The organism is Leifsonia sp. Root112D2 (assembly GCF_001424905.1).
Taxonomy (GTDB): Bacteria; Actinomycetota; Actinomycetes; order Actinomycetales; family Microbacteriaceae; genus Root112D2.
The window spans coordinates 2,604,914-2,619,044 of record NZ_LMCU01000001.1 but is presented as its reverse complement, the minus strand read 5'-3'; the positions used below and the strand labels follow the sequence as shown (position 1 = coordinate 2,619,044).

Sequence of the window (14,131 nt, the reverse complement as noted above, 5' to 3'; positions counted from 1 at the left end):
CATGCATTCCCGGTATATCTATACTGTGTTACTAAATACTGCGTAGCCACATACTCGGCACGCGTTGCAACGGAGGAATCGTGTCCATTCGCCAAAGCCTGCTCGCCATTCTGAACCAGGGGCCGTGCTACGGCTATCAGCTGCGCAGCGAGTTCGACCGTCGCACCGGTTCCACCTGGCCGCTCAATGTCGGCCAGATCTACAACACCCTCGATCGACTTGAACGCGACGGTCTCGTGGCCAAGGCCAACACCGATACCGAAGGCCATGTGTACTACGCGATAACGGATGCCGGCACGGCCGAGGTCTCCGGTTGGCTCGGCTCCCCCGTGATGCGCTCCGCCGCCACCCGTGATGAACTCGCGATCAAGCTGGCCATCGCCGTGACGCTACCCGGCATCAATATCTCCGATGTCATCCAGGTGCAGCGGGCGGCGAGTCTGCGCATGCTGCAGGATCTGACGAAGGCGAAGAACGCATCCGATGACCCGGAGTCTGCCGAAGACCTTGCTGGGCTGCTCGTGATGGATTCGCTCATCTTCCAGGCCGAGGCTGAGGTGCGCTGGCTCGACCATTCCGAGACCCGGCTGGCACGCGCATCCGCCGCCGGTGTCGCCGAGGCATTGCCTCTGAGCACCGAGACGCCGAAACGCGGGCGACCCGTCAAACAGACCGCAGCCGAGCGCGAGGGCGAGAACGCGCGATGAGCGCGGCACGCGTCGCCGTCGGCACCGACGAGTTGTTGCGCCTCGACGGCGTCGCCATGCACTACGGCAAGGGGGAAACGTCGGTGACGGCGTTGGCGGGAATCGATCTGACGGTGTCGCGAGGAGAGCTGGTGGCCGTGATGGGGGCATCCGGCTCGGGCAAATCGACGCTGCTGACGATTGCGGGCGGGCTGACTACGCCGACGAGCGGTGAGGTCATCATCGACGGCCAGTGGATCTCCGACATGTCTGCCTCGCGCATCGCGATGCTGCGACGGCGCTCGCTCGGATTCGTGTTTCAGGACTTCAACCTCATCCCCGCACTGACCGCGCTGGAGAATGTCACGCTGCCGCTGGAACTCGACGGCTGGAAGGCCCGCAAAGCGCGCACGGCCGGGCTTGAGGCACTGGCTGCGGTCGAACTCGAGGATCGCGCCGACCGATTCCCCGATGATCTCTCGGGCGGCCAGCAGCAGCGCGTGGCCATCGCCCGCGCCATCGTGGGCACCCGCAGGCTCATTCTCGCCGACGAGCCGACCGGCGCGCTCGACTCCACCACGGGCGAGGTCGTGTTGCGCATGCTGCGCAAGCGAGTGGATGCCGGTGCCGGCGGCATCCTCGTCACGCACGACGCCCGCCACGCGGCCTGGGCAGACCGCATCGTCTTTCTGCGCGATGGGCGCATCATCGAGACGGGTGTCTCCGACACGGCCGAATCCCTTCTCTCCGGTCGGCACACCGCATGAGCCGGCTCGCTCGCCTGCGCATTTCCCTGCGCATCGCCCGCCGCTCCAGCCTGCGCTCCCCCGGCCGCAGCGCACTCATCGTCGCGCTCATCGCGCTACCGGTCGCAGGCATGGCCGCGGTGATGCTGGTACTCCCAAGCACGATTGCCACGACAAGCGAGAAGCTCACCATCGAACTCGGACACACGCAGGCCTCCGTGCAAATCGTTGCGGACCCCAATGCCGGCCTCGAGCAGGATCCAACAACGAACAATTGGGCATCCGGCGAAGCCTCCTCCTCCACACCGGCACGGTCCGGGCACCGCACGCTCGACGAGCTCTTCCCGGCGGGAACCCGGCTGATCCCCGTAGCCGACTCTGCCGTCACCCTGAAGACCAGGGGTGGCGTTGGAACGATGAACACCCAAGAAGGCGAAACGTGGGACAAGACGCTCGGGGGTGCGTACGCGATCATCGACGGTCGTGCACCGAACCGAGCGGACGAGGTGCTCGCCACCTCCGGCGCACTGAGCCGCCTCGGTGTACAACTTGGCGGTCATGTCGAGCTTCTCGCACCCGTCGCACGCACCGTCACGGTAGTCGGGGAAATGGACGATCGCGCCCATGCCGATTCAACCGAGACACTCTATGGTCTGCCCAGCGCGTTCGGCGACACGAGTGATCTTCTGAAGAATCCCCAGGCGACCGCCTATCTTCCCGATACGGTGATCGACTGGAGCGGAGTAAAGGCGCTGAACAAGCAGGGGGCTTTGGTCTACTCCCGAGCCGTGCTTCTGGATCCGCCAAAACCGAGTGAGTACAACGGCAGTTTCGGCGGTTCTTCCTCCCTGAGTATTCAGTTCGTGATGGCCGGCATCATCGTGGCCTTCGCGCTGCTGGAAGTCACGCTCCTTGCGGGAGCGGCCTTCATGGTCGGTGCCCGGGCACAGGAGCGCTCACTGGCCACAGTCGCGAGCGTCGGCGCGCCGCGTTCGACGCTGCTCTCGATCATCACGGCAAACGGTGTAGTGCTCGGTGCAGTCGGTGGGGTGATTGGGGTCGGGGCAGGGATCGGTATTGGGTCGCTCTTCATGGTGCTCACCGTCGACGGCAACGCCACCCGATACTGGGGATATCACCTGTGGTGGCCCGCCATGATCGGCATCGCCCTCGCCGCCATCGTGATCGGTTGGATCGGGGCCCTCGTGCCTGCGGTTCGGGCCTCCCGCATCGACATCGTCGCTGCGCTGCGCGGCGCCAGACGACCGACACCGATCAGGCGTCGGCGACCGGTCTTCGGCCTCATCCTCGTGGTGGTTGGTTTCGTGATGGGCATCTCTGGCGGAGCGTTGCTGTTCTCACCCGTCTCGGCGAACACCGGCGGAAAGTCCGGCCCGCTGAGCTGGGTCATCACAGGAATGCTCATCGGCGGCCCGATCCTCATTCAGCTCGGGCTCATTCTGTGCAGCGGCCTGATGTTGCGGGTTCTCGCACGGCTGTTTTCCCGCGCCGGGGTAGCCAGCCGTCTCGCGGCCCGGGACGCGGCCCGTAATCCCGGGCGCAGCGTTCCGGCACTCGCCGTCGTGATGACAACCGTGTTCGTCGCGGTCTTCGCCATGGCCATGATCAGCAGCTCGGAGACGACCAACCGTGCGAACTATCAGTATCGAGCGGCACCCGGCCAGGCACGCCTCTCGCTGAATTACTGGGGGGCGAGCGGGGAGAAGACGGTGAATGCACAGGAGGTCGTCGCTGCCACGCGGTCGAGTCTCGACGTCGCACACGTTGCCTCGTTGGAAGCCGTTCCAGATCCCGCGAGCCTTGGCTTTTCTGATCCTTCAGTTCCCCCGGCCGACCCGGGACTACTCTTACCCGCGTTGACGATCCCCGCAGCGAATGAATGTCCGGCGGCGTCCACCGGTGCGAACTACAACGCTGACGCCGTGACGCCCGGCACGAAGGCCTATGAAGAGGCGCAGGCGGACTGGAGGTGCGAAGACCACTATGCGCGTTCGGATATGTCAGGCGATGGCAGCAGACAGATATGGGTCGGCGACGCAGGCGACCTTGCGCTCGTAATCGGCACGACACCGAGCGCGGATGCTCTCGCTGCGCTCGCCGGCCATGGCGCTGTAGCTCTACATCCGCAATACGTCAACGATCATCACGTCACGATTTCTTGGTGGCCGACGAGTTATTGGGCCAAATCCAACGGAGAGAAGCCTCCGCCCGCGACGAAGTCGACAACCATCGATGCGGTCGTGCAGAAGACCACCCACTCGCTGCCCTACGGAATCTTCATCTCACCGGCCACCGCGCATTCACTCGGGCTCGACTATAACGATCAACTCGTGCTCGCTTCGACGAAGACCCCGGTGACGCAGGACCAAATCGACGCACTTAACCAGGCGATCGACGTGATCGTCGGCGTTCCCGGCGGCTTCTACACCGACGTCGAGCGCGGTCCGGCCGCCTCTGCAGGAGCGTGGGCCTGGGCGCTGCTCGGGCTTGCCGGCCTCATAGCGATTGGGGCGGCTGCCGTGGCGATCGGGCTCGCGCGAGCCGATGGTCGAAAGGACCAGGCGGCTCTCACGGCCGTCGGGGCCAGCCCGCGCGTGCGGCGCGGATTCGGGTTCTGGCAGGCGGTGGTGCTCACGGGGACGGGAGCCGTGCTCGGTGCGGCCGTTGGGCTTGTGCCGGCGCTCGCGCTGACGCTGCCGGGGTCGGGAACGACGTTCACTGCGCCGTGGCTGCAGATCGGTGCGACGGCGGTGCTCATGCCGTTGGTGATCGCCGGGGCGACGTGGGTGTTCACCGGGCGCGGTCGGAGTGACTTTCGGCGGGCGGCTATTGAATAGTCCTACTCGGCGTGGAGGAGGGTGCCTTCTGTGGTGAGCACGTTCTTCTCGCCGGCCTCGATCGGCACCGTGAAGCGGTTCTGCTTCGGCGGCATCGGGCAGTTGAAGTTGTAGCTGAACGCACAGGGGGGCAGCACGGCGCGGTTGAAGTCGAGGGTGATGGTGCCATCAGAATTTGGCGCCACGAACAGGAAGCGGCCGACAGAGTACGTGGAGTCGCCACTCGTGGCATCCGCGAAGACGAGTTGCAGTGCACGACCGGCCCTGAACGCGGCCAGGTTGTAGTCGACCCCGTCTTTCGAGAAGGTGATCTCACCGGGCACAACCATCTCGCGCGTCTTGCCATCGTCTTTGAGGTGTTCGAAGCCGACGGTCACTCCCCCGTCATTGGGCGTGAAGGCGCCCTGGATGACCCACTCGGGGTTGTACTCGAAGGCGTCAATCGTGCCGAACTTCTGGATCTCTTCCGAATTCGCATCCCACACCCGCAGGGCGTAGCCCTCGTCGCCGGCAATCACAAAGCCCGTGACGGTGTCGCTGAAGACAACCTCGCCGGGCGCAGCGTCATCCTTACCGCGCACCACCGCTGAGCCGTCGACGAGCACGCCGTCGACGACGATGTTGTCGGATGCTGCTGCCTCGACCTTCAGCCCGGACTGCCCGGCAGGCAGCGGCGACCACAGGCCGGGAATGCCCCACACCGGCTGGCCCGGGGCATCCGCGTCACCCGTGATCCACTGTGTGTTCACGAGCGCGAGACTGCCCTTCGGCTGCGTCACCGCAAGGTCACGACGTTCTCGGTAGACGGCCAGAAGCGCGCGCGGGTCGGTGGCTGCTGTGGCGGTGTCGGTCATGGTGTCCATCCTCTTTCAGGCCACCGACAACAACCAACTTCGACACAGCTTTCTTCCCGTATCGCTGAGCTCACTTCGCCTCGGCGTAGGAATCGACGACGGCCGTCGTCACGGGAAAATCGACGGGAAAATCCCCGAAGAGCTGCCGCCCGGCCGCGTTCGCCGCGTCTACAACGGCCGCAGCGACATCCGGCGCGAGTTCAGCGGGCGTATGAACAATCACCTCGTCGTGCAGAAAATAGACGAGATGCGGCCCGTGCTCCACGCGAGAGCCGGGCGCGGCCAGCGCCGTCAGCCGGGTGCGCAGCTGCGCCATCCAGCACAGCGCCCACTCGGCGGCGCTCGCCTGCACCACGAAATTGCGGGTGAAGCGCCCCCAGTCTCGCGCCTGGCCGCGTGCCCGCCGCTCGTCGGCCGGTGTCGCATCCACGCCGGATGCCCGCGCCTGCGTCTCACCCCACGCCGCCGAGGGCCGCGGCGAACTACGGCCGAGCCTGGAGGTCACGATCTCCCCGCGTTCACCCGCGCGAGCCGCGTCTTCCACCAGCCGGATAGCCCGGGGAAAGGCGCGGGTCAGTGCGGGCATCAGGCGCCCGCTCTCCCCCGTGGTCGCGCCGTACATGGCCCCCAGCATCGCCACCTTGGCATGCGGCCTGGTGTCGACAGCGCCGGAGTCGACGATTCCCGCGTACAGGTCTGTGCCGCGCCCGGCGTCGGCCATGGCCATGTCGTGTGCGAGGCCGGCGAGGATGCGTGGTTCCAGCTGTGCCGCATCCGCCACCACCAGCTTCCATCCATCGTCTGCAACGACCGCCCCACGCACCTGCCTGGGAAGCTGCAGCGCACCGCCGCCTCGCGTGGCCCAGCGACCCGTCACAACGCCGCCGGGCACATAGTCGGGGTGAAAGCGGCCATTATGCACCCAGACCTCCATCCACGCCCATCCGTTGGCACTCAGAAGCCGCGCGAGCTTCTTGTACTCGAGCAACGGCTCGATGGAGGGGTGTTCGATTTTTTTCAGTTCCCAGGAGCGCGTGCTCGTCACGTTCAAATCTGCGCGCGCCAGCGCCTTCAGCAACTCCCCTGGTGAATCCGGATTGAGCGATGGTGCCGCGAGTTCGGCTCGCACGCGCCCCAGAAGCTGTTCGAGCCGCTGCGGGCGGGTGCCGGGCGTCGGCCGACTTCCCAGAAGCTCCGTGAGCAGGCGGTCGTGCACGTCGACTCGCCAAGGCAGACCGGCATGGCGCAGTTCGGCGGCGATCAAGGCGCCCGCCGATTCCGCCGCGAGCAGGAGCCGCAAACGCCCGGGACCGGCCGATGCGGCGACTGTCGCACTCTGCCGTGCGTACTCGGCGATGGTGTCGTCGGGAGCCTCTTCTGCGGTGTCATCGAAAGCATCCAGGTCGAAGAGCGCCGTCTGGGGCAGTGCCGTGGCCTCGATCACCGCTGCTGCACCGGAATCCCACGCGGAGGGCGGCGCCAACGCCAACGGTGAGTCGGCACAGAGCGAGGACGCCCGCAATATGACGTGGCAGAGCCGCAGGTCGACGCAGCGGCGCACGCGCACTCCCGCCTTGAGCAGGCGTGGATACCAGACCGAGGTGTCGTGCCACACCCAGCGTGGGTCATTCTGTTCCATGCGCGCCACGAACGCGGCCAGGTCGCTGGCAGCCACCTGCTGCGGGGTGTCGAGCATCTCTCCGTGCTCATCGATCTGCACGGCAACAGCATTGCGGCCGGATGCACGCAGGAGGGCTATCAACACCCGTCTATTCTCGCGTTCGGCACCGACACCATTGCGCAGATCACAGAACTCGAGGATAATTCAGCTATACTCCTGTCGACTACAGATGAGAGGGCGGACCCGACCGTGACTACTTTTCTCTACGACATGGCGGGCAATTGGATCGCCTTTCGTACCGCATACGACGGCAAATACCTGTTCGACACCACCGGTGAATGGATCGGCTGGTTTCCCTGGGACGACAACGACGCCGTCGATCGCGACGGCAACTATCTGGGCACCGTCATTGATAACCGTCTGCTGCAGCGTCTCGACCATGGCTATCGCACCAACCCCGGCTACCCGGGCGCACCGGCGTTCCCGGGTCATGTCGGCTTTCCCGGCTCGACGGGGTACTACGGGGGTCTTCCCGGCTATGCCGACGTGCCACTGAACCAACTCGCGGCCTAATCCCCGAGCCGTTGCGCCCGGCGTTGCCGACGATGAAGATCTGGGTTCATTTAGCGGAGAATGGTACTCTCAAACGATGACGATAGTCTCCAACGGCGGTGCTCAGCACAGTGCGCTTGCCTCGCGCACCAGGCGAGACGTGCTCGAATTCATTGCCGCGTCCGCGGTGCCGCTGGGCGCATCCGAGATCGCCGAGCATATCGACCTGCACATCACCACCGTGCGCTTTCACCTCGACCAGCTCGAATCGGCCCATCTCATTCGGCGGGACGTCGAACGCGAAGGGCGGCGCGGACGCCCTCGCGTCGTCTACCGCGCGATGCCGGCCGTGCATCAGTCCACGGTGCATCGACAGCTCATCGAGGTGCTCGCCGGCGCATTGGCGACGGATCCCGACGGCGGTCGCGCCCGATCCGTGAAGGCGGGCCAGCAGTGGGCACAAGCCCTCGTTCCCGAACATACGCAACCATCGACTGCACGCTCGGTCGACCCGCTCGTCACCCTGCTCGACGAGTTGGGCTTCGAGCCAGAGCTCGAAAGCGACGACGACAGGCACACCATCCAATTGCTTTCCTGCCCGTTCCGGGAGGCAGCACTCGACCATCCCAGCGTCGTGTGCTCAGTGCACCGGGGACTCATTCAGGGCACGCTTGAGAAGACCGGCCACGACAGTGGCGAGGCCGAGTTGCATCCGTTCGTACAGCCCGAACTGTGCACCGTCACCCTGCGCGGCACGCTGGGCTAGCAACGCCGAGCGGCCTCACTCTGCCCGTGCACTAGACGGTCGGTCGCCGATGGATACTCACGAAGTCGCTGCCGGACTCCCCCTGCAGCCGACGGTGAATGGAGCCGGCAATACGCGCCGCCTGCAGCTTGGCCAACTCGGCCTTCTCCCCCGCGTAGAGTCGCGAAACCGTCGCATTCCAGAGCACGAGCCACCGATCGAAATGACGCTGCTCGAGATGCGCCCGCTCGTGCAGGGCAACGTGCAGGGTGAGTGCATTGCGCTGGTAAAGGCCGGCCCGAAACAACACCGTCTGCCAGAAGTCGCACATGATGGGCATGTGGGCGTCGAGATCCATGTGGGCGATCTCGGCGAAGATCGGTCCGAGAAGCGCATCATCGAACGCCGCCTCATAGAACGAGCGGACAAGCACCGAGATGTCGTCTCGGTCGGCGATGTCGCGCAGCGCAGCCTCACTCCCGCTCACGCTCGACCTGCCTTTCAGGAAGTGGACGAAGATTCTGGCTTTCCATTTAACCGGAGTACATTAGTTTTAATCAGTTCACAAGGAGCGCCATGACGTACGTGATAGCCGAACCGTGTATCGATGTGATGGATCGCGCCTGTGTCGATGAATGCCCCGTCGACTGCATCTATGAGGGTGGCCGCTCCCTCTACATCAATCCTGACGAGTGTATCGACTGTGGCGCGTGCGAACCCGTGTGCCCCGTCGAGGCGATCTTCTATGAGGACGATCTTCCCCCCGCCTGGACCGAATACACCCACGACAATGCGCGCTTCTTCACCGATGTGCTCGATGGTCGCAACGCGCCGCTCGGCAACCCGGGCGGTGCATCCAAGATCGGGCCGGTCGGTGCGGATACCCCACTGGTCGCGGCCTTCCCGCCGCGTCCATCCGCTTAGTCGGGCACGACCGTCAACTGTCGTAGCGGCAGCACCATGCTGAAGGTCGTTCCGGCGCCCTCCTGGCTCGTAACGGACATCTCACCGCCGTGCGCATGCACAATGGCTCGCGTGATCACGAGGCCAAGCCCGACGCCCGGAACCGCGTTGCGTGTGGCCGTGGTGGCGCGAAAAAAACGGGCGAACAGCTGGTCGAGTTCTGCCGCAGGAATGCCGATGCCGGTGTCGGCAACCGAGATAACGGCATCCGCCCCGTTCACGGCAAGACCCAGGGTCACGGAGCCGCCGCGCGGGGTGAACTTGAGTGCGTTCGAGATGAGATTGTCGAGGGCCTGTCCGAGCCGCACCGTGTCGCCCTGCACAACGGCCTCGCCCTGCACCTGAACCTGCAGTGAGACTCCGGCGGTCGCAGCGACCGGTTGCGCCGATTCGACGGATGCCTGCAGTATCGAGCCCAATTCGGTCGCCTTGCGCTCCACCTGGAACTTTCCAGACTCGACCTGGGCGGTGAACAGCAGATCGCCGACGAGACGAAGCAGCCGGTTCGCGTTGCGCTCGGCCACGCCGAGATACTGCAGCTGGCTGGCCGAGAGTTCATCCTCATCATCGTCTCGCATGAGCTCCAGATAGCCGAGAATCGAACTAAGCGGTGTGCGCAGTTCGTGGGAGATGAGGCCGACGAACTCATCCTTGAGCCTGGAGACCTCCCGCTCCTTCGTGAGGTCGCGCGCGATGAACAGATAGCCCATTGGCTGCCCCTCATCGTTCACTCGTGTGGTGACGGAGAGGTGAACGGGTATCTGCCCGCCCTCCACGTCGACGTACGTCCACTCGCCCGCATCGGCCTCGCCGCGTCGCGCGCCATCGACCAACACCGCGAAACGCGGATTCGCCACGGTCTCGGTGCCGAGGAACTCCAGGTTCGCCGCACGCGCATCGAGCTCGGAGCCGAGGTGGAATTCCTCCATGTATCGGGCGTCCCGGTATGGGTTCACGGTGACACCGAGCATCGAGGTCGCGCCGCGATTCCAGACATCGATCTCGCCCGTGAGGGAGGTGCCTATCACGGACTGCTCGCTGACCGCCTCCCACACATTGCGCATCAAAGACTCGAGTTCACGCAGATGCGCCTCGCTTGCGGCCAGCGAACGCGCCTGGCTCAGGCTCTCGTCGAGCATCTCTGTGCGTTCGTCCGCCAAACGGCTGAGCGAGTCGAGCCTGTGCCTCGACTGCCGCGAAACCTCGTTCGCGACGCCGGCGGCCACGCCGAAGACGATGGGACTCAGGATCGCGCGCATCCAGCCGGCCGGCTCGCCCAGCATATGGTCGCCGACCACGGCGGGCACGAACAGTGCGATTGCCGTGCCGATCGTGGCGTAGAGAACGTTGCGCCTTCCCTCCTCAACCGCGAACCAGATGACGGGGAGAATGACGAAGGAGACGTAGATCGAGGTCGGGCCGCCCGTTCCGTAACGCAGAGCGCCGAGCGCCAGAAAATCGATGGCGGGCACGATCAGAGCGAATCGCCACCACCCGGGGTTGGTCGTGAGAACAGCCGCAAGAACCGTCGCGACCGTGACCAGCGCTGCCCCGATGACGAAGCCGGCGAGATTGGTGATGGCCGTGGCCGGCATCAGCACGCTGACCACGACGGCCAACGCGAAGAGTGCCGCCGTCGGGGACTGCTTCAACAGCGGAGAGGGTGCTCCGAGGGTCAATCGAGGGGTGAGTTGCCCCAGGCTCACGCGCGCGCCCTGATGCGCTCGGCATACGCGCTCAGACGTTCGGTGAGGTCGCGCGGGCTGAACGGCTTGATCACGTATTCATCGGCTCCGGCATCGATTCCGGTACGCTTCTCGGTCTCGGAAACCGCCGCCGAGAGCAGCAGGATGTCTGTGCCGTTGAGCGACTGTTCCCCCCTGATCAGACGGCTGATCTCGACACCGCTCTTGCCGGGCATCGACACATCGAGCACCACCAGATCCGGCCGATGATCCCGGATGGCGTTCCACGCGCTTTCCCCGTCACCCAGTGCGTTCACGAGGTTCAGGCCGGCGCGGGTCGTGGCGATCGTCACGAGCGCTCGGATGTCAGGGTCATCGTCGGCGATGATCACGCTCACCGAGCCGGTCTCATTCATGGCGCCACCCATCGAGGAACACACTTGAGCAGAACATCGCGCACGCTTGCGCGGTTCACGGGTTTCGGCAGCACGCCCTTCGACGGTGGATAGTCGTCTGCGTCGAGTACTGACGTGATGGCCACGGGACAGTCCGGGCGGTCGACGCCGATGCGCTCCGTGAGCGCCCAACCGTCCATCCCGGGCAGCAACAGGTCGATGACGGCAAGATCATGGTCGTCGGCCGTATATGCCTCGATGGCGGCTTCGGCGGATTCGACAACCGTGACGTCGCATCCGGCATGCTCGAAGTGGGCGCGAAGCAGCCCGCGCAGGTCTTCGCTGTCGTCGACGACGAGCACCTTAACCCGGTCGGAGTTCAGCGTTGCGGTGGCCATCAGACATCCGCCGAATCGCGCAGGAGCTCCAGCGGTTCGCAGTGCGTTCCCGTGCCGAAGCGCGACCAGTACCGCGAGACGGCGCGAGTGAACTCGGCCTCGAGGTACCTGGGTCGCTCGGTCTCGTCTATCGCGTAGTGGCCGAGCATGGCGACCTTGGTGTCGATGAAGCCGTCGATGGTCACAAAGCGCGTCGGACGAAACTCCACCGTCGCCGTCGAGGACTGGTAGCAGGCGACGGTGCGCACCTTGCCGGTGGCTTCGAGCGCCGCCTCATGAACGGCACGATGGTCGGGGCTGCGATCGTGCTTGCTGTGCACGTACACGATGGCCGGCTTGAATTCCTCGACGGCGCGGCGAATGACCCCGGCCGTCGGCTCCGAGCCGCTCAGCGCGGTCTCGCCGTTGTCCTCGAGCACCAGCCGCGCGCCTATCGTCTCGGCCGATGCCGAACCCTCGTTCCAGGCAACGCGCACGCCGCCGGCCCGGTCCCCCTTGGACAGGGTGAGAATGATCACCTCGTCGCCAGCTGAGCGATGTGCGGCCAGGATGCCGCCGACGCCGATCTCAACATCATTCGGGTGCGCGCCGATGGCGAGAACAACCTGCGCTGCTCCCTCCCGTTCGCGCGATTCGCGCGACGCCTCGGCGAGGCGGGTGACGTTCGAAACCAGATCGGCGGATGCGATCGGCTTGGTCAGAAACTCGTCGGCCTGGTTGCGCAGGGCCGAAACCGCATAGTCGACGGAGACGTGCGCCGTCATGACTATCACCGGCGTTCCGGGCTGCTGTGCGCGAATCTCGGAGATGAGGTCGAGCCCCGATGCTCCCGGCATCTCGATATCGGTGATCACCACATCGGGCCGCAACCGCTCGACGGCAGCACGAACCAGCGAAGGGTCCGAGATGGAGAGCACCTCGCATCCGGCGCGCTTCTCCAGCACGGTCTTCGTGTAGAGCGCCACGTCGAGGTCGTCCTCGATCACCAGCACCCGGTAGGGATCAGACATCAAGCCCCCTGCTCGAATCAAAAGTCACCCCACTCTATGCGGATGACGGTACTCGACCGGGTGCGTTTACGCCCCCAATCAAGGTGGTGGGACACCCTGTTTGTTACAGGGCGCTACCCGCTACTCTCGGCACGAAATGCCGCAATGTGAGGCGGGGCGCATTAACTTGTAGGGCGGACGGGACTTGAACCCGTGACCGATCGATTATGAGTCGAGTGCTCTAACCAGCTGAGCTACCGCCCCCCGGCCGCTTCTCAGCAGTCGGCACCGGCGAACCCGCATCCATCACAGGATCGGCCACCGGCTCACCACGATACAGGCTTTCAAAGGTCGAGAGAGTGCGCTTGATGTCGTGGGCCGCCACGATCTTCAACGACGCGCTCTTCATGGCGTTCAACTGCTCTGCCGGGGCCCGCAGCACGCGCTCCAGGCGATCGGCCAGGTCTGCGGCGTCGCCGGGCGTGAACAGGTAGCCGTTCTCGCCATCGTGCACCAGGTGGGGCAGCGCCATGGCGTTGGCTGCCACTATCGGCAGGCCGGATGCCATGGCCTCCATCGTGACGATCGACTGCAGTTCCGCAATCGACGGCATCGCCAGCACGGTGGCGCGAGTATATGCCTGCCGCAGCTCGTCATCCGTCACATAGCCGGTGAACGTGACCCGGTCGGCGATGCCGAGGGTCTCGGCCAGGTGCTCGAGATTCTTCTTCTGGTCGCCGCCACCCACGATCTCCAGTTGTGCATCGAGGTCGGCCGGCAACAGCGTCATGGCGCGCAGCAGCACGTCGATCTGCTTCTCACCCGTGACGCGGCCCACGAAGACAATGCGGTTGGCCGTACGCGGCTCGAAATCGGGCGTGTAATTGTCGGCATCGATGCCGCAGGAGATCGCGTGAACCCCGGTGAGTCCGGTGTATTTCTCCAGAAACTCTGCGGCCTTCTTGGTGGGCGACGTAACCGCCTCGGCCCGAACGAAGCTGCGCCGCGCGGCTCGCCAGGCCAGGCCTATCGCCCACTCCTGCATGGGCTTGGGGATGCCGGTGAACTCGAGCATGTTCTCGGGCATGAAGTGGTTGGTGCCGATAATGCGGATGCCGCGCTTCTCGGCCTCCACAGACAAGCCGCGCCCGGTGACGATGTGCGACTGGAAGTGCACGACGTCGGGCTTGACCTCGTCGAGAATGCGTGCGCTGTTCTGCTTGATGCGCCACGGCACAGCCCAACGCAGCCAGTCGTGTGGGTACCAGCGGTAGCTGCGCAGACGATGGGCGGTGATGTCCTGGCCCTCGTACGTCTCGGTCCACGTGCCGTGCTTGCGTGAGGCGGCCGGCGCAACGACGTGCACATCGTGACCGCGGGCCGCCAGACCGGATGCCAGCCTCTCGGCAAAGCGGGCGGCACCGTTCACGTCGGGCGAGAAGGTGTCGGCGCCGATGACGATGGTCAGCGGCTTGTGAGCGGAAGAATCCGGCTCCGGCACGGAAGCCTGATCGGGGTCGCGCAAATCGGACAAGTGGCGTGTTCCCTACGTGTGTGTAGCGGTCAGAGGCATCCGGTCATCAAGTTCTGAGGTTGCGCTTCAGTGCCGGTGCGCTGATTCAATGGCCCAGTCTAAGCC

The 14,131-nt window shown here is 65.1% G+C and carries 14 protein-coding genes and 1 tRNA gene; 6 read left to right on the top strand and 9 right to left on the bottom strand.

The features are described 5' to 3' along the window. The first annotated feature begins 80 nt into the window (after positions 1–80). The 3 genes from ASC63_RS12200 to ASC63_RS12190 are packed head-to-tail and all read left to right on the top strand — an operon-like array spanning position 81 to position 4,290. Positions 81–707: a PadR family transcriptional regulator gene (locus ASC63_RS12200; RefSeq protein WP_055813675.1), complete on the top strand. Its 627-nt coding sequence runs from the start codon at positions 81–83 to the stop codon at positions 705–707. After that, entirely contained in the window at positions 704–1,453 is a 750-nt protein-coding gene (locus tag ASC63_RS12195) for an ABC transporter ATP-binding protein (protein ID WP_055813672.1), read from the top strand. The genes ASC63_RS12200 and ASC63_RS12195 overlap by 4 nt, the downstream gene beginning before the upstream one ends. Then, positions 1,450–4,290, top strand: coding sequence for an FtsX-like permease family protein (locus ASC63_RS12190; protein WP_055813670.1), 2,841 nt, complete (start codon positions 1,450–1,452; stop codon positions 4,288–4,290). Before ASC63_RS12195 ends, ASC63_RS12190 begins: the two co-directional genes overlap by 4 nt. Before the next feature lie 2 nt (positions 4,291–4,292). Here the strand turns inward: ASC63_RS12190 and ASC63_RS12185 are convergent, their stop codons facing one another. Together ASC63_RS12185 and ASC63_RS12180 are read right to left on the bottom strand one after the other, a co-directional pair. Then, a complete protein-coding gene (locus ASC63_RS12185) occupies positions 4,293–5,144 on the bottom strand; it encodes a DUF1684 domain-containing protein (protein ID WP_055815481.1) in 852 nt (283 codons plus the stop codon). 70 nt (positions 5,145–5,214) lie between these two features. Next, positions 5,215–6,906: a bifunctional 3'-5' exonuclease/DNA polymerase gene (locus tag ASC63_RS12180; protein WP_157487721.1), complete on the bottom strand. Its 1,692-nt coding sequence runs from the start codon at positions 6,904–6,906 to the stop codon at positions 5,215–5,217. Between the two features lie 108 nt (positions 6,907–7,014). Between ASC63_RS12180 and ASC63_RS12175 the strand changes: the two genes are divergently transcribed. Both ASC63_RS12175 and ASC63_RS12170 read left to right on the top strand, forming a co-directional pair. Then, a complete protein-coding gene (locus ASC63_RS12175; protein ID WP_055813663.1) occupies positions 7,015–7,338 on the top strand; it encodes a hypothetical protein in 324 nt (107 codons plus the stop codon). Positions 7,339–7,414: 76 nt separating this feature from the next. Continuing rightward, complete coding sequence (locus ASC63_RS12170; protein WP_055813660.1) at positions 7,415–8,083, top strand: helix-turn-helix transcriptional regulator; 669 nt, start codon at positions 7,415–7,417, stop codon at positions 8,081–8,083. Positions 8,084–8,114: 31 nt separating this feature from the next. Here ASC63_RS12170 and ASC63_RS12165 read toward each other — a convergent pair whose 3' ends face one another. Next, positions 8,115–8,549 (bottom strand): group III truncated hemoglobin, encoded by a 435-nt coding sequence (locus ASC63_RS12165; protein WP_055813657.1) that lies wholly within the window; start codon positions 8,547–8,549, stop codon positions 8,115–8,117. A gap of 89 nt (positions 8,550–8,638) precedes the next feature. Here ASC63_RS12165 and fdxA point away from each other — a divergent pair, with 89 nt between their 5' ends. After that, positions 8,639–8,986, top strand: a complete 348-nt coding sequence (gene fdxA, locus ASC63_RS12160) for a ferredoxin (RefSeq protein WP_055813654.1) — start codon at positions 8,639–8,641, stop codon at positions 8,984–8,986. Here fdxA and ASC63_RS12155 read toward each other — a convergent pair. From ASC63_RS12155 to ASC63_RS12130, 6 genes are all read right to left on the bottom strand, one after another. Beyond that, entirely contained in the window at positions 8,983–10,731 is a 1,749-nt protein-coding gene (locus ASC63_RS12155; RefSeq protein ID WP_055813651.1) for a sensor histidine kinase, read from the bottom strand. The genes fdxA and ASC63_RS12155 overlap by 4 nt on opposite strands. Further along, the gene (locus ASC63_RS12150) at positions 10,728–11,126 is read right to left on the bottom strand and encodes a response regulator transcription factor (protein ID WP_055815479.1); all 399 of its coding nucleotides are present in this window, start codon (positions 11,124–11,126) and stop codon (positions 10,728–10,730) included. Before ASC63_RS12150 ends, ASC63_RS12155 begins: the two co-directional genes overlap by 4 nt. Beyond that, on the bottom strand, positions 11,123–11,503 hold the full coding sequence (locus ASC63_RS12145; RefSeq protein ID WP_055813648.1) for a response regulator: 381 nt from the start codon (positions 11,501–11,503) through the stop codon (positions 11,123–11,125). The genes ASC63_RS12150 and ASC63_RS12145 overlap by 4 nt, the downstream gene beginning before the upstream one ends. Continuing rightward, a complete protein-coding gene (locus tag ASC63_RS12140) occupies positions 11,503–12,513 on the bottom strand; it encodes a response regulator (protein WP_055813645.1) in 1,011 nt (336 codons plus the stop codon). Before ASC63_RS12140 ends, ASC63_RS12145 begins: the two co-directional genes overlap by 1 nt. 169 nt (positions 12,514–12,682) lie before the next feature. After that, positions 12,683–12,756 (bottom strand) — tRNA-Ile (locus tag ASC63_RS12135). Beyond that, positions 12,734–14,017, bottom strand: coding sequence for a glycosyltransferase (locus ASC63_RS12130; protein WP_235492323.1), 1,284 nt, complete (start codon positions 14,015–14,017; stop codon positions 12,734–12,736). Before ASC63_RS12130 ends, ASC63_RS12135 begins: the two co-directional genes overlap by 23 nt. Between the last annotated feature and the right edge of the window lie 114 nt (positions 14,018–14,131).